Origin of the sequence: Cruoricaptor ignavus (assembly GCF_900141665.1) — a bacterium.
In the GTDB taxonomy this organism is placed as follows: Bacteria; Bacteroidota; Bacteroidia; order Flavobacteriales; family Weeksellaceae; genus Cruoricaptor; species Cruoricaptor ignavus.
On the sequence record NZ_FQYI01000005.1, the window covers coordinates 33,184 to 49,659 of the forward strand.

Annotated in this window: 15 protein-coding genes; all 15 read left to right on the plus strand. The window is 45.9% G+C overall.

Annotation, left to right across the window (positions count from 1 at the left end):
* Positions 1 to 59: 59 nt before the first annotated feature.
* Positions 60 to 281 carry a hypothetical protein gene (locus BUB43_RS06150; protein ID WP_073179323.1) on the plus strand — a complete coding sequence of 74 codons (222 nt, stop codon included), beginning with the start codon at positions 60 to 62 and terminating at the stop codon, positions 279 to 281.
* Positions 257 to 538, plus strand: coding sequence for a Txe/YoeB family addiction module toxin (locus BUB43_RS06155; RefSeq protein WP_073179325.1), 282 nt, complete (start codon positions 257 to 259; stop codon positions 536 to 538). The genes BUB43_RS06150 and BUB43_RS06155 overlap by 25 nt, the downstream gene beginning before the upstream one ends.
* Before the next feature lie 167 nt (positions 539 to 705).
* Positions 706 to 2,907, plus strand: coding sequence for a polyribonucleotide nucleotidyltransferase (locus BUB43_RS06160; protein WP_073179549.1), 2,202 nt, complete (start codon positions 706 to 708; stop codon positions 2,905 to 2,907).
* A 114-nt stretch (positions 2,908 to 3,021) separates the two neighbouring features.
* Complete coding sequence (locus tag BUB43_RS06165) at positions 3,022 to 4,059, plus strand: glucokinase (protein WP_073179326.1); 1,038 nt, start codon at positions 3,022 to 3,024, stop codon at positions 4,057 to 4,059.
* A gap of 5 nt (positions 4,060 to 4,064) precedes the next feature.
* Entirely contained in the window at positions 4,065 to 4,706 is a 642-nt protein-coding gene (locus BUB43_RS06170) for an alpha/beta hydrolase (protein WP_073179328.1), read from the plus strand.
* Positions 4,707 to 4,758: 52 nt separating this feature from the next.
* A complete protein-coding gene (locus BUB43_RS06175; RefSeq protein ID WP_073179330.1) occupies positions 4,759 to 6,177 on the plus strand; it encodes an L-serine ammonia-lyase in 1,419 nt (472 codons plus the stop codon).
* Between the two features lie 17 nt (positions 6,178 to 6,194).
* Positions 6,195 to 6,551: a phage holin family protein gene (locus BUB43_RS06180; RefSeq protein WP_073179331.1), complete on the plus strand. Its 357-nt coding sequence runs from the start codon at positions 6,195 to 6,197 to the stop codon at positions 6,549 to 6,551.
* Positions 6,548 to 8,551, plus strand: coding sequence for a S9 family peptidase (locus BUB43_RS06185; protein WP_073179333.1), 2,004 nt, complete (start codon positions 6,548 to 6,550; stop codon positions 8,549 to 8,551). Before BUB43_RS06180 ends, BUB43_RS06185 begins: the two co-directional genes overlap by 4 nt.
* 32 nt (positions 8,552 to 8,583) lie before the next feature.
* The gene (locus tag BUB43_RS06190; protein ID WP_073179550.1) at positions 8,584 to 9,165 is read left to right on the plus strand and encodes a Uma2 family endonuclease; all 582 of its coding nucleotides are present in this window, start codon (positions 8,584 to 8,586) and stop codon (positions 9,163 to 9,165) included.
* Between the two features lie 12 nt (positions 9,166 to 9,177).
* Complete coding sequence (locus BUB43_RS06195; RefSeq protein ID WP_073179335.1) at positions 9,178 to 9,672, plus strand: DNA-deoxyinosine glycosylase; 495 nt, start codon at positions 9,178 to 9,180, stop codon at positions 9,670 to 9,672.
* 95 nt (positions 9,673 to 9,767) lie between these two features.
* Positions 9,768 to 10,817 (plus strand): tRNA preQ1(34) S-adenosylmethionine ribosyltransferase-isomerase QueA, encoded by a 1,050-nt coding sequence (gene queA, locus BUB43_RS06200; protein ID WP_073179336.1) that lies wholly within the window; start codon positions 9,768 to 9,770, stop codon positions 10,815 to 10,817.
* Between the two features lie 93 nt (positions 10,818 to 10,910).
* Positions 10,911 to 11,945 (plus strand): dual-specificity RNA methyltransferase RlmN, encoded by a 1,035-nt coding sequence (gene rlmN, locus BUB43_RS06205; RefSeq protein ID WP_073179338.1) that lies wholly within the window; start codon positions 10,911 to 10,913, stop codon positions 11,943 to 11,945.
* An 11-nt stretch (positions 11,946 to 11,956) separates the two neighbouring features.
* Entirely contained in the window at positions 11,957 to 12,838 is an 882-nt protein-coding gene (locus tag BUB43_RS06210) for a hypothetical protein (protein WP_073179340.1), read from the plus strand.
* Positions 12,839 to 12,879: 41 nt separating this feature from the next.
* Positions 12,880 to 13,857: a polyprenyl synthetase family protein gene (locus BUB43_RS06215; RefSeq protein WP_073179341.1), complete on the plus strand. Its 978-nt coding sequence runs from the start codon at positions 12,880 to 12,882 to the stop codon at positions 13,855 to 13,857.
* 105 nt (positions 13,858 to 13,962) lie between these two features.
* Positions 13,963 to 16,392, plus strand: coding sequence for an alpha-ketoacid dehydrogenase subunit alpha/beta (locus BUB43_RS06220; RefSeq protein ID WP_073179343.1), 2,430 nt, complete (start codon positions 13,963 to 13,965; stop codon positions 16,390 to 16,392).
* Positions 16,393 to 16,476 lie beyond the last annotated feature (84 nt).

Genomic DNA, 16,476 nt, shown 5'->3' on the forward strand with positions numbered 1-16,476 from the left:
CAAAGGCAACTCGGAAATCGGGTTGCTTTTTTTGTTTTAAATTTTATAAATTCGTGGCTATGGAAACCGTAAAGATTTCATTTGAAATTCTGGACGATGCAGATCTGGTGCAGGTGAAAAAGGTAATTCGTGCCATCGGCGGAAAAAAAATCAGAACCGAAAATCCGAAAATTCCCACAAAACTTGAACGCCGCATCGCAGAAGCCGAAAAGGAAAGAGCCGAAGGAGAATTAATCCCTGTGGATCCCGAAAATTTATGGGAAAGTTTAGGATTAACCTGAGTAAAGGCGCTGCGCAGGATTTGAAAAAGCTTTACAAATCCGGCAGGAAGGCAGATGTTTCCAAAGTTCAGAAAATTTTCGTAGAACTGGAAGAAAACCCGAGAGAAGGCACGGGAAATCCGGAGCAGCTAAAGCACTACGAAATCCCAACCTGGAGCAGGCGCATCAATAAGAAGGATAGATTAGTTTATCAGATTTTTGATGAAGAAGTGGTAGTTACCGTGCTTCAGGCACTTGGTCATTATAATGACCGGTAAAATCATAAAATCTAATTACTTTTTTCTGAACAGCCGTTTCTTCAATGGCAGTTTTGTTTGGATGCCCAATCTCTAAACGCCATTTTTTCATTACCTTTGCCGGTGAAAATTTAAAAAGTTTAAATAGGTAACGCGTGCAATACGGCGCGCAAAATTCAAACAGTTTTATGAATGCTCCCGAAGCAATTATTGAAAAATTTCAGCTGAAAGATGGGCGAGAAGTGTCCATAGAAACGGGCAGGCTGGCTAAACAGGCCAATGGCTCCGTAGTTGTAAAATGCGGCGGCACGATGCTGCTGGCAACCGTGGTGGCGAATAAGGATGCCAACCCCGGTGTGGATTTCCTTCCATTGACGGTGGATTACCGCGAAAAATTCTACGCCGGCGGAAAAATTCCCGGCAATTTTTTCAGAAGAGAGGCGAGGCCTTCCGATGAAGAAATTCTGACGATGAGGCTGGTGGACAGGGTTCTGAGGCCGCTGTTCCCAAGCGATTTCCACGCAGAAGTTCAGGTGATGATTTCCCTGATTTCTTACGATAAAGAGACCCTGCCGGAAGCATTGGCAGGTTTGGCAGCTTCCGCAGCGATAGCGATTACCGATATCCCGTTCAACGGGCCTATGTCCGAAGTTCACGTCGTTCGTATTGATGGGCAGCTTTCCGTGAACCCAAGCCTTGAAAACCTGAAAAAAGCCGACCTTGATATTATGGTGGGCGCTACGAAGGATTCCATCGTAATGGTGGAAGGCGAAATGAAGGAAATCACCGAGCAGGAAATGCTCGAGGCGATAAAATTTGCACACGAGGAAATCAAAGTGCAAATCGAGGCGCAGGAAAGGCTGGCGGCAAGAATTCCGGCTGCTGCGGTGAAGAGAACTTACGAGCACGAAACGCACAACGAAGAGCTTCGTGAGCGCATTACGAAAGAGCTTTACGATAAGGTTTACGAGGTTGCCAAAACGCCTTCTGCAAAGGAAGAGCGCCACGAGAAATTCGGAGCCGTTCTGGCGGATTTCCTTGCGCAGTATTCCGAAGAGGAACTGCTGGAGTACGAGGCATTAGCAAAAACTTACTACCATGATGTGGAAAAGGAGGCGATGCGCCAAATGATCCTGAACGAAGGCGTAAGGCTGGATGGCAGGGATCCGAAAACCATCCGCCCTATTTGGTGCGAGGTGGATTATCTGCCTGGTGCACACGGCTCGTCCATTTTCTCACGCGGTGAAACTCAGTCCCTTACAGCCGTAACCTTAGGCTCGATGAAGGATGCCAACCTTGTGGATTCCGTAGCTGCGGAATTTGACGAGAAATTCTTCCTACACTATAACTTCCCGCCGTTTTCAACCGGCGAAGCAAGGCCTTTGAGAGGAACATCGAGAAGGGAAGTAGGGCACGGCAACCTGGCTCAAAGGGCGCTGAGCAATATGATTCCGGAGGAAAATCCTTATACAATCCGTGTGGTTTCGGACATTCTGGAATCCAACGGTTCATCATCTATGGCTACGGTTTGCGCCGGAACTTTGGCACTGATGGATGCCGGCGTTCAGATTAAGAAACCAGTTTCCGGAATTGCGATGGGATTGATTACCGATCCAAAATCCGGGAAGTTCACCGTGCTTTCCGATATTCTGGGTGATGAGGATCATCTCGGCGATATGGATTTCAAGGTGACGGGGACTGCGGATGGAATTACGGCTTGCCAAATGGATATAAAAATCCAGGGACTAACGATGGATATAATGGAAACAGCGCTGGAACAGGCCAGGGAAGGTAGGCTACACATCCTAAATGAAATGATGAAGACGATTTCTGAACCGAGGGAAGATGTGAAACCACACGCACCGAAGATGGAAGTGCTGGAAATTCCGAAAGACTTCATAGGCGCCGTGATTGGCCCTGGCGGAAAAATCATTCAGCAGCTGCAGAAGGATACCGATACGGAAATTGCGATTGAAGAAATCGGTGAAATAGGCCGCATTGAAATTGCGGGCGTTGACCGTGAGAAAATCCGCGCAGCGATTGAGGCCATTAATGAAATTACCTTCGTACCGGTTGTTGGCGAAGTTTACAAAGGCAAGGTGGTGAAGGTGATGGATTTCGGTGCGTTCATCGCTTTGGCGAAAGGTACGGAAGGCCTTCTGCACATTTCTGAAATCGACTGGAAGCGCACGGAAAAAGTGCCGTACGCTGAAGGAGACGAGGTGGAAGTGAAATTCCTGGGCTATGATGACCGCAAGAAAATGCGCCTTTCCCGGAAAGTGCTCCTGCCAAGACCACCACGACCAGAGAAACCGAAAAATGAGCGCCCGAAAAAAGACAGCGGCAATCCTGAAAGCAGCGAGCAGCAAAACGAAAGCAGCGAAGTATAAACAAAATCCCTGGGAATTCTCAGGGATTTTTTTCTGTTTCTAAATTAATTTTGGTGCAACTTTTGATTTTGAGCAAACCGCAATTTGTCTTAATTTTGAACAAAATTTTCAGCTATGGCAGTTCAGTTCCCGCTCTATTTTCCCGGTAAAAGTTCCGATGCGAAGGATGCAATAAAGGTGCTTGCGGTGGATCTCAGGAAAACGCGTTCCACATTTGCAATTTATCAGGTGGAAAACTGCAACCTGAAACTTGAGTGCAGGAATGAGCTGAAAACCGACGAGTTTTCGTCCTTTACAGAAATGGCGAAGGCTTATCTTTCAACCTGCGATTTGCCTTTTGACCGAGTTTCCATCGCAGTTCCTGGTCCGGTAATTCTGGGCAAGGTGGAAACGGCGAACCTTCCGTGGCCACTAGATTTACAAGAAATAACGCAGGAATTAAAGAACGAAAAAGTATGCCTGGTGAACGATATGGAAGCCACGGCCTACAGCCTTGGCGATCTTTCAAATTCTGAAGTCATCACAATTCACGCGCCGGAAGAAATAATGCCTGGCAATGTAGCGCTTTTGTCGCCTGGAAACGGTTTAGGTGAAGCCGGTTTGTTTTGGGACGGTGCTACGCTTCGCCCTTTTGCAACGGAGGGTGGGCACACGGAATTTTCGCCGAGGAATCCTTTTGAAGTGGAATTTTACCAGTTTCTCAACAAAATTTACGGCATCGTAAGTTGGGAGAATGTACTCACAAAATCCGGAATCTACAATATCTACCGCTTCCTTCGTGATGTTGGGAGGCACGAAGAAAAACCAGAATTATCCGGCACAATTACGCAGGGCGATTTCATCAAAAATTTGGCAGCAGCAGGAAATGACGAGCCTTCAAGGCTGGTGCGCACAACCTTGGAATGGTTTGCGGAATTTTTGGCAAGGGAAGCGAATTATCTGGCGTTAAAATTAAAATCAACCGGCGGACTTGTAATCACCGGAGATTTGGCGAAAGAGCTGAGGCATTTCATCGACGCAGAGCAGTTTTACAAATCGTTCAAAATTTCGGACAAGATGGATAAACTGCTGAAAGACATACCGTTATATTTCGTTTTCAACGACGATGCTATTGCAGAAGGTGCCGCACTTTATGGCGCATATTATGAATAATTCCGATGAAAGTTTACATGGTGAGCGGACTTGGCGCTGATTTCAAAGCGCTGGAAAAGCTGCAATTCAACGAAAATATAGAGCCGGTTTTTCTCGATTGGCTAATGCCAGAAGAGCGCGAATCCTTTAACCATTATGTGGAAAGGATGGCAGCCAGGGTGGATGATTCAGAGCCGTTTTACTTGCTGGGCTATTCTTTCGGCGGCATCATCGTTCAGGAAATTCACAAGCGGAAAGCCGCGGAAAAAGTGGTAATTTTGGCAAGCATTAAAGCCGGGAAAGAGCGTTCCAGATTTATGGAACTCGGCAGAATTACGATGATTCCAAAGTATTTGCCGGCACGCTTTTACAACCAGAAAAGTGCGGCGGCCTATGCGGTTGTGCGCCGGTATTTCGATCCTACAAATCCCAAGCTTCTGGAATATTTTACGGTGAGGGAGCCTTATTATCTGAAATGGTCAGTGGAAAAAATCGTGGAATGGAACGGTGCGGAAAACCCTGAAATCATACAGATAATGGGCGATAAAGACATCGTGTTTCCCATCAAGAATTCTTCGCCGGATTTCGTGATAAAGGGCGGCACGCATCTTTTTCCCGTGATGAAACCGAAGCCTGTGTCCAAAATCCTGGCGGATATTTTTGTGTAAACCATTGGATCAATAAGTTATGAAAAGGCGGAAATTTTAATATTTTTGTCTGATGCAATCCATTAGTGTTTTTGAGATTATCAAGGTGGGCATCGGCCCTTCCAGTTCGCATACGATGGGCCCTTGGAACGCCGCCGAACTTTTCATCCAAAAAATTAAACGCGAAAATTCCATTGAAAATGTTCAGGAAGTTTTCGTGGAATTTTTCGGCTCATTGGCAAAAACGGGAATTGGCCACGGCACCGATATTGCCGGTATGCTGGGACTTTGCGGCTATGATTTTCGCACGATAGATACCGGAAGGATTGATGAATTCATCGCCGAAATCAAAAATTCGCAAAAACTGAATTTAAACGGTGAGAAAATTCTGCCGTTTGTTTACGGTCATCATCTGATTTTAAACAAGGAAAAAACTTTGCCGTATCATCCTAACGGAATGATTTTCAGGGCATTGCTGAAAGATGGCTCGGAAATTTCCCAGGATTATTATTCGATTGGGGGTGGCTTTGTAGCAACGCAGGAGCATACGACGATTGAGAAGCACTGCACGAGAACGCTTTATCCTTGTCATCGTGGCGGTGATATTTTGTTTTTCGCCGAAAGGCTCGGGCTGAAACGCGTTTCGGATTTGGTTTACCTGAACGAAGAAAGCTGGCGGACAAAAGCGGAGACCGATGAACAGGCGCTTTACATCTGGCAGCAAATTCGGGAATGCATATATAAAGGTGTGAACCGCGAAGGAATTTTGCCTGGCGGTTTGAATGTGGTGCGGCGTGCACCGGAAATCAACCGCAGGCTTTTGGGCGGAAAAAAGTATGGCAACGCTGATGAATGGTTTGAACTTTTGAAGGAGAGTGACGGCAGTTTCAACACGATAAACAAGTGGGTGTCCTGCTTTGCGCTGGCTGTGAACGAAGAAAATGCGAGTTTTGGCAGAATCATCACGGCGCCAACGAACGGGGCAAGCGGCGTAATTCCGGCGGTTTTAGCTTATTCGCAGGTTTTCACATCGTTCAATTCCGATGAAGATGTGGTGAGATTTTTGCTTGTAGCCGGAGAAATCGGAACTTTATTCAAGAAGAACGCCACGATTTCCGCAGCGATGGGGGGCTGCCAAGCTGAAGTGGGCGTTTCTGCATCGATGGCTGCGGCAGGCCTTACGGAAATAATGGGCGGAACTCCGGCGCAAGTTTTGATGGCGGCGGAAATTGCGATGGAACATCATTTGGGCTTGACCTGTGATCCGATTGGTGGGCTGGTGCAAATCCCTTGCATCGAACGGAATTCGATGGGTGCGATGAAGGCGATAACCGCCGCCAACATTGCGATAGACAGCGACCCTGCGAAAGCGAGAGTGAGCCTGGATGAAGTGATACAATCGATGTGGGATACCGCGCAAAGTATGAATGAACGGTTTAAAGAGACTTCGGAAGGTGGGCTGGCCATCGCTGTAAATGTAGCTGAGTGTTAACGAAAATTTAAAATATTATGAAATTAATTGTGAATTTGTTAATTACGGCGGTTTCTGCCGTTTTGCTTGAGCAGATTTTGCCGGGCATTCAATTTGATAATTTTGGGAAGGCCTGCATTTTCGCTTTGGTGCTGGGGCTTTTCAATGTTACGATTACGCCTTTGCTGAAGATTTTAGGACTGCCTTTGACGATTTTAACCTTCGGGCTTTTCTCATTGGTAATCACAGCAGCGGTTACGCTTTTTACGGCTAATATTCTGAACGGTGTGTTTATAGACGGCTTCTGGTGGGCATTGCTGTTCAGTATTCTGCTGTCGTTCGTTACTTCTTTAATCAACAAAATAATTTATCCCAATAAAAAGTCGTATCGATGAAAATTAAATTTTTTCTGAGTTTTATTGCGATTTTCATAATATCGGTTTTTAATGGGCAAAATGTGATGACACCGGAAAAACTGTGGTCGCTGAACAGGCTGAGCGTGCAGGCTGTGGCACCGGATAATTCTGCGCTGATTTATTCCCTGGCGAAAACCGATTTGCAAACTGAGAAAAGCAGCAGCGAAAAATTTTTGCTGAACCTGGAAAATAATAGGGCTGAAAAATTGGATTTGGGAAAAAAATCCGTGATACAGTGGGATGCCAACGGAATTTATGCCAAGGAAAACGGCGTGCTTTTCCTGAGCAAAGATGCCGGAAAAAGCTGGACGGTATTTTATAAAATAGGTGATGATGCGGGGAATATCGTGATTTCGCCGGATGCTAAAAAGGTGGCTTTCAGCAGAGAGGTTTTGCTGGAAAAAATTTTGGCGAAAGACAAATACAGCGATGTTCCAAATTCCACGGCGCACATTTACACCGACCTAAATCACAGGCATTGGGATGCGTTCAGCGAGGGAAAATTCAACCATATATTCGTCGTGGAAACTTCGCAAAGCGTTGAAAATGCGACGGATATTCTTGCAGGGAAAAAATGGGATACGCCACAAAGACCCTTCGGAGGAAGTGAAGATTTTATTTTCAGCCCGGATTCTTCGCAGCTAATTTTCGTGCTGAAACCATTGAGCGGAATAGAATACGCCAAATCCACCAACACGGATATTTTTGCTTACGACCTGAAAACCAAGGCGTTACGAAATTTATCGGCATTCAACAAGGGCTACGATGTGAAGCCGAAATTTTCGCCGGATGGAAAATATTTGTCCTGGCTCTCAATGCCGAGAGACGGTTTTGAATCTGATAAGAATAATCTGATGCTAATGGATTGGAAATCAGGGAAGTACCGGAATTTAACACAGAATTGGAATGAGAGCATTACCGGAGATTTTGCCTGGAACGCGGACAGCAAAGGTCTGTTTTTCACGGCGGCTTTTCGCGGTTCCAAGCAGCTTTTCGGTGTGGAGATTAATCAGCCAAAAGTAAGGAAAATAGCTGGCGGAAATTTTGACATCAACAGCATTCACGCGCAAACGAAAAATGCGCTGATTATTGGCAGAACGGACTTTAACCATAATAATGAACTTTTTTCAGCGGATGTAAAAAGCGGAAAGATGCTGCAGATTTCCGATGTGAACCGTGAAAATTACAGCCAAATTTCGCCATCGAAATCGGAAATGAAAATGGTGAAAACGAGCGACGGAAAGGAAATGGGTGTTTGGTTCATCTACCCGCCGAATTTTGACCCGAATAAAAAATACCCCGCATTACTGTATTGCCAGGGCGGTCCGCAATCTGCATTAACGCAGTATTTCTCAATGCGCTGGAATTTCGCTTTGATGGCAGCGCAAGGCTATGTCGTCATCGCGCCAAACCGCCGTGGAATGCCAGGTTGGGGCACCGAATGGAACGAGGCGATTTCCAAAGATTGGGGCGGGCAACCGATGAGAGATTACCTTGCGGCAACGGATTTTGCGAAGACTCTGCCATTTATCGACGGTGAAAGAATCGGAGCTGTGGGTGCAAGCTACGGCGGATACAGCGTGCTGATGCTGGCAGGAATTCACGAGGGAAGGTTCAAAACTTTCATTTCGCACAACGGGCTTTTTGATATGAAAATGTGGTCGCTGACCACGGAAGAACTTTGGTTTGCAGATTGGGATGCGGGCACGATTTTCGATAAGCCGCTGCCAAAATCCTTCACGGATTATAACCCTTCAAATTTCGTGGAAAAATGGAACAGGCCGATGATGATCATTCAGGGGCAGAAGGATTACCGCGTGCCTTACGAGCAGGGGCAGGCAGCGTTTCAGGCGGCGAAACTCCGCGGATTGAAGGCGAAATTCCTGTATTATCCTGATGAAAATCACTGGGTGCTGAAGCCGCACAATGCGATAGTTTGGCAGCGGGAATTTTTCGATTGGCTGAAGGAAACGCTTTAAAAATCAATTGTTTAACTTTGGAAAAAAGTACGATGGAAATCACGAGCCTGAATCAGCTGGATCTGGATAAAACCTACACCTATGCCGATTATCTTCTTTGGAAATTTCAGGAAAGAGTGGAGCTTTTGAAAGGGCGGATTTTCAAGATGAGCCCCGCGCCAAACCGAAAGCATCAGCGTTCGGCGCAATACATCAATCAGGTTTTGTATAGGTATTTTGAAGGTAATTGTTGCGAAGTTTATTTTGCGCCTTTCGATGTGAGATTGCCGAGCAAATCGGGTGAAGTTATCACGGTGGTTCAGCCGGATTTGTGCGTGATTTGTGACAGGACAAAACTTGACGACAAAGGCTGCAACGGTGCACCGGAACTGATTGTGGAAATTCTTTCGCCGGGAAATTCCGCTAAGGAAATGGGCATAAAATTCAATCTCTACGAAGAAAGCGGCGTGCAGGAGTACTGGCTTGTGCAGCCAGCGGAAAAGGCCATCCTGGTTTACACTTTGGAGGAAGGAAAATTCATCGGGCTGCAACCTGTGACTTTGGGAATGACGGCGAAATCGCGGAAATTCGATGGGTTGGAAATTTCTGCCGATGAAGTTTTCCGTGATTTTTAAACCCGAAAATTAATGAGCGAAAATCGGGTTTGTTCGTTTCCGCCGATTATTTTTCCGGATTCAAAAATTTTGATTCTGGGCTCAATGCCTGGCGTAAAATCGCTGGAAATGCAGCAGTATTACGCTCATCCGCAAAATAAATTCTGGAAAATTCTCTTTGCAATCTTCGGTGAAGAATTCACCACGGATTATGAATTGCGCAAGGAATTTTTGGCCGAAAATAAAATTGCAGTGTGGGACACCATCGAAAGCTGCACGAGGAAAGGCAGCCTGGATGCTGATATCAGGAATGAGGAAGCGAACAAAATCCGTGAGCTTCTGGAAAATCATCCGCAAATCCGGGCGATTTATTGTAATGGTCAAAAATCTTTTGCCAACACCTTAAAATTACTCGGTAAAGATTTCAGACTTCCAATTTTTGCGATGCCTTCCACAAGCCCTGCCAATGCATCAATCCCTTACCAAACCAAGCTGGAGCGCTGGAAGGGAATTTTGGAGTTTGTCTGAGAATAACTTTCGGTTGTCCCAAATTGTCAACCGCTTGACTTCCGCTTTTCATTGTCGTATCTTTGCAGGCTGAATTTTTAAACCGTAATTTAAAGATGAAAACTTCTGATTTTAATTTCAATCTGCCAGACGAACTTTTGGCAGAGCATCCGTCTGAGCACCGCGACGAAGCAAGGCTGATGGTGCTGGACAGGAAAACGGAAACCATTGAGCATAAGCTGTTTAAAGATGTCATCGATTATTTCGATGAGGGCGATTTGTTCATTTTCAATAATACCAAGGTTTTCCCGGCAAGGCTGTACGGCCACAAGGAAAAAACAGGCGCGAAAATCGAGGTTTTCCTGCTGAGAGAGCTGGATTCTGAAACCAGGGTTTGGGATGTGCTGGTAGATCCTGCGCGGAAAATCCGCATCGGAAATAAGCTGTTCTTCACCGAGGATGAATCGCTGGTTGCTGAGGTGGTTGACAACACCACTTCTCGTGGAAGAACGCTGCGCTTCCTTTATGACGGCAGCTACGAAGAATTCCGCCAGAAACTGAAAGACCTGGGCGAAACGCCTCTGCCAAAGTACATCAAGCGACCTGTGGAGCCAGAAGATGCGGAACGCTATCAGACGATTTATGCCAAAAATGAAGGTGCTGTGGCAGCGCCAACCGCCGGACTTCACTTCTCGAAACACCTGATGAAGCGGATGGAAATCAAGGGCATCAATTTTGCGGAAATCACGCTGCATGTAGGTTTGGGAACTTTCAACCCGATCGAAGTGGAGGATTTGAGTAAGCATAAAATGGAATCCGAAGAGGTGATTATCACCGAAGAGCAGGCGAAGATCATCAATAATGCGGTGGACGAAAACAGGAGGATTTGTGCGGTGGGCACTACCACGATGCGTGCGCTGGAAACATCCGTTTCTTCCAACCGGAAAATCGGGCCGTACCAGGGCTGGACGAATAAGTTTATTTTTCCGCCGCACGATTTTGGCGTGGCAACATCGATGATTACGAACTTCCACACGCCGAAATCTACGCTGATAATGATGATAGCAGCGTTTGCCGGAAAGGATTTCGTGATGCACGCCTACGAAGAAGCCATCAAGGAAAAATATAAATTTTACTCTTATGGCGATGCGATGCTGATTCTGTGAAATCAAAGATTTTAGAGCCAAAAGTGAAGAATCAGAATTTAAATTAATTCTCTGCTTGTAGAACGGCTCAATTTTCACCTTTTCACTTTTTAAATGGAGGATCTTCGCAAACTTTCACTTCAGAAGCTTACCGATTTTTTTGTGCAAATCGGTGAGAAGCCGTTTCGTGCGAAGCAGGTTTACGACTGGCTTTGGAGCAAGAACCTGCATTCCATCGATGAGATGACGAATCTTTCGAAAGATTTGCGAGAGAAACTTTCGGCACATTTCACCATAAAGCCAGCTTCGGAAGATGTAGTGCAACATTCGGTGGACGGAACCATAAAAAACGGCGTGAAACTGCACGACGGATTAACGGTGGAATCCGTTCTGATTCCCACAGAAACCCGTACCACGGCCTGTGTTTCTTCTCAGGTGGGATGCTCTCTGAATTGCGAATTCTGTGCAACCGCCAAGCTCAAAAGGATGCGTAATCTTGAAGTTGCGGAAATCGTAGATCAGGTAGCATTGATTGACAAGCAGAGCAGGGAAAATTTCGGCAGGCCGCTCAGCAACATCGTGTTCATGGGAATGGGCGAGCCGATGATGAATTACAAAAATGTGGTGGATGCCATCCGGAAAATCACCGAGCCAGAAGGTTTGGGTATGTCGCCACGAAGAATCACGGTCTCAACTTCCGGAATTCCCAAAATGATAAAAATGCTGGCGGACGAAGATTTGAAGGTGAAACTCGCGCTTTCGCTGCACTCTGCCATCGAAGAAACGCGCAACGAAATTATGCCGTTTTCGGAGAAATTTCCGTTGACTGAAATAATGGAATCGTTGCAGTACTGGTACCGGAAAACCGGCTCTGTAATTACCTTTGAATACTGTGTATGGGGAGGAATTAACGATGATGATGCACACATCAAGGCGCTGATAAAATACTGTAAGAAGGTGCCTTCGAAAGTGAATCTCATCCAGTATAATCCGATTGGTGAAGGGAAATTTGACCACAGAAATCCTGAGGCGGAAGAGCGGTATTTAAGGGAGCTGCAGAAAGCGGGAATTACCGTGATGGTGCGCAAAAGCAGGGGTGGAGACATCGATGCTGCCTGCGGACAACTGGCAAATAAAACGGCGGTTTAATTAAATTTAAAATGAAAAAGCTACTACTTTTCTTATACCTAACTATCTCATTCTCAGCATATTCTCAGAAGGTTGAAAATTTTGACCTGAAGAAATTCCGGGTGGCTACGCTTCCTGCGGAACTGCGCGAAACTTCCGGGCTGGCCTTTTACAAGGGCGAACTTATCACCATCAATGACAGTGGGAATTCATCCGAAATTTTCGTGATGGATAAGCGGAACGGCGCCGTGAAATCTCGCATAAAACTACCGCTGCGGAACTACGACTGGGAGGCGATTTCCACAGATTCTGCGAATATTTTTGTGGCAGATTTTGGCAATAATGCGGGCAACAGAAAGGATCTGCAGATTCACAAGATCTCCCTGCCAATGGATTCTTCCTCGATTAAAAGCATTAACTTTTTCTACCCTGAGCAAAAGGATTTCGCGGTGCGCTTCGGTTTGCACGATTTCGATGCGGAAGCCCTAATCATTAAAGACGGCAAGCTTAATGTGTTCACGAAGGAATGGGCTTCAAGAGGTGTGAAACGCTACATCCTGAATGACGAAGCCGAACTTCAGCCAGCACAGAAAATTGAGGAATTCAGCATCGGTTTTATGGTGACGGACGCTGCATATTTCCGGCAAAAACTTTATTTCGTAGGCTACACGAAAAAGCTGGAAGTTTTTATGGCCGTGTTTGATGAGGATGATAATGGCCTGTTTTTCAATACTTTACCAAAAAAATATTTCCTCGGCGAAAGCACAAATCTAGGGCAGATTGAAGGCATCGCGGTAAACGATGAGGGCATCTACATTTCCGGCGAGGAATTTAATGCGCGGCTTTTCAAGGTTCCGCAGTCGTTTTATTTCATTCCGCACGAAAAATTTCCCGTGAGCATTTCCGCCGAATAGCCTATATTTGTGAGATTTTTAGACAGAATTTCCGGAAAACGGTGGCAAGCGCGATAGAAGAAATCAAAAGGCCGATAGCTGAGGAAATGAAACTTTTCGAGAAAAAGTTTCGCGAATCGATGCGCAGCAATGTGGCTTTGCTGGACAGGGTGACGCACTTTATCGTGACCACGAAGGGTAAGCAGATGAGGCCGATGTTCGTGTTTCTCACGGCAAAACTGGTGGGCGAAGTTACGGAAAAAACTTACCGCGGCGCATCGATGATTGAACTTATACACACCGCAACGCTTGTGCACGATGATGTGGTGGACGAAAGCTATAAACGCCGCAACTTCTTCTCTATCAATGCTTTATGGAAAAATAAAATTGCAGTGCTGGTTGGCGATTTTCTTCTGGCAAAATCCATTTTGCTGCCTTCCGAAAATGATGAGATTGATTTGCTGAAAGTAGTTTCCCGGGCGATAAAGGAAATGAGCGAGGGCGAACTGCTGCAGCTTGAAAAAGCGCGCAAGCTGGACATCACGGAAGATGTTTACTACGAAATCATCCGGCAGAAAACGGCGGCGTTGATTGCTGCGTGCTGTGAAATCGGTGCGGTTTCCAATGACTGTGATGAGGAGCTTGCCGTGAAGATGCGGAATTTCGGGACCTTTACTGGGATGGCTTTCCAGATCAAGGATGACCTTTTCGATTATTTGAGCTCGAATGTTATCGGGAAGCCTGTGGGGATTGATATAAAGGAGCAGAAAATGACTTTGCCGCTAATTTATGTTCTTTCCAAATCGCCAGAAAAGCAGCGCAAATATTATTTTGATACCATAAAACGGCATAATAATAATTCTAAGCGAGTGAAGGAACTCATTGAATATGTGAAACTTACGGGTGGTTTGGATTATGCTGTGGGCGTTATGAACGATTATCTGCAAAAGGCGAAAGACATCCTGAATGAATTTCCGGATTCTGAAGCGAAGACTGCTCTTCACAGTCTTTTGGATTATGTGGTAGAGCGCAAGTTCTGATTTCCGCTTGAATTATTCTTAAATTTTTTTCCAATAAATTATTAATTCCGCAAACTGAAATATCGGTTTGAAATATTTTGCTATATTTGTTGGAAACTACAGCAAATGTCATCCAACTATATTGAAACACAGACGCTTTCTTTTGAAGATTTCCGAGAAAACATCCTCGATGATTACAAACTTGGCAGAATTTCTCGCGAAATGTCATTAATCGGCAGAAGGGAAGTTTTGACAGGAAAAGCCAAATTCGGAATCTTTGGAGACGGTAAGGAATTACCGCAATTGGCGATGGCAAAGGTTTTCCGGGATGGAGACTGGAGGGCAGGATATTACCGTGACCAGACTTTTGCGATGGCCATCGATGCGCTTACTGTAGAATCCTTCTTTGCGCAGCTTTACGCTGATACCGATGTAGAAAGAGACCCTGCTTCAGCAGGACGGCAAATGAACGGCCACTTCGCTACGAGAAGCCTGAACGAGGACGGCAGCTGGAAAAATTTAACAGAACAAAAGAATATTTCATCCGATATTTCGCCGACTGCTGGCCAAATGCCCAGAGCTTTAGGATTGGCCTACGCATCCAATGTTTTTAAAGAAATCGAATTTGAAGATTCGCAAAAATTTTCACGAAAAGGTGAAGAAATCGCATTTGTGACAATTGGGGATGCTTCTACTGCGGAAGGCCATTTTTGGGAAACGCTGAATGCAGCCTGTGCACTGCAGGTTCCGCTGGTTGTGGCAATTTGGGATGATGGTTACGGAATTTCTGTGCCTACTCAAAACCAAAGAGCGAAGGCGGATATTTCTGAAATGCTGAGCGGTTTCCAAAGGAAAGATGGCGAAAGGCAGGGATGCGAAATCATTCAGGTGAAGGCCTGGGATTACCCAGCCCTGATGGATGCTTTCGCAAGAGCGGAGCAGTTTGCCAGAGGAGAAAGCGTGCCTGTAGTAGTGCATTGTGTGGAGGTTACGCAGCCGCAGGGACATTCAACTTCCGGGTCGCACGAAAGGTATAAAAATGCCGAGCGATTGGGTTGGGAAGCGGAGTTTGACGGCCTTGTAAAATTCCGGCAGTGGATTCTGAACTATGCTCAGGAAAATGAAGGCGTTACACTGAAACTGGCCACCGAAGAAGAGCTGGCAGCGATAGATGCCGAGGCAAAAAAGCGTGCGAGGGACGGACAGAAAAAGGCGTGGGAACTTTACCAGAAAAGCATTAGCGATAGTCGTGAAAAAGCACTGCCTGCCGTGGAAAAGGTAATTGCGGAAAATTCAGGAATGGAGGAGATTCTTTCCGAATTTAATAAAAAGGTTTCCGTGGCGAAAAAGGAAATTTTCACATTGGTAAGAAAAGCCCTGATTTTTTCACGAAATAATAAAACTGAAAACCGCGCGACTTTAGAACAAATTTATCGTGAAATTAATGAGGCAGAGCAGGAAAATTACTCTTCTCACCTTTATTCCCAATCGGAGTGGAGCGCGCTGAATGTTGCGGAAATTAAGCCGATTTTTTCTGAAAATTCCGAGGAGCTTGACGGAAGGGTGGTGCTTCGGAACAATTTTGACAAGATTTTTGAAAAATATCCGCAGGCTTTGGTTTTCGGTGAAGATACCGGAAACATAGGCGATGTAAACCAAGGCCTGGAAGGGCTTCAGGAGAAATACGGTGCGCTGAGAATCAGCGATACAGGAATTCGCGAAGCCACCATTCTTGGGCAGGGCATAGGTATGGCAATGCGTGGCTTGAGGCCGATTGCGGAAATTCAGTACCTGGACTACATCCTGTATTGCCTTCAGGGAATGAGCGACGATTTGGCAACGGTGCAGTACCGCACAAAAGGCGGGCAGAAAGCGCCAGTAATCATCCGCACAAGAGGGCACAGGCTGGAAGGCATATGGCATTCCGGTTCCCCAATGGCAGGAATTCTTAACCTGGTGAAAGGCATTATGGTGCTGGTTCCCAGGGATTTAACGCGTGCCGCCGGATTTTATAATACAATGCTTCAGAGCGACGATCCGTGCGTGATCGTGGAGTGCCTGAATGGCTACCGCCTGAAAGAAAAACAGCCGGATAATATCGGAGAATTCACGGTGCCAGTCGGAAAAATTGAAATTACGAAGCCAGGCAGCGATATTACGCTGGTAACTTACGGCTCAACTTGGAAGGTTGTAACCGAGGCTGCGAACGAACTTGAGAAACTTGGGATTTCTGCGGAAGTTATTGATGTTCAATCACTTATACCTTTTGATTTGGCTTGTGAAATTGCGGAAAGCGTGAAGAAAACCAGCCGGCTTGCCGTGATTGATGAAGATGTGGAAGGCGGAGCATCGGCTTTTATTTTGCAGCAAATTCTCGAGAAGCAGAAGGTTTTCCGATATTTGGACAGCGAGCCGATTACCATAGCTGCGAAAAATCACAGGCCTGCCTATGCGAGCGACGGCGATTATTTCAGCAAGCCATCTGCCGATGATATTGTGGAGAAAGTTTACGCGCTTTTCCACGAGAGCAATCCGGGGAAGTTTGTGAGTGTTTAAAAACTGAGCAGAAAGCTTCAAGGAAAAAGGCGAATTTAAAATTTCTTGCCTACGCTTGCGGTGCTCTTGTGCGAAAATTTCAGC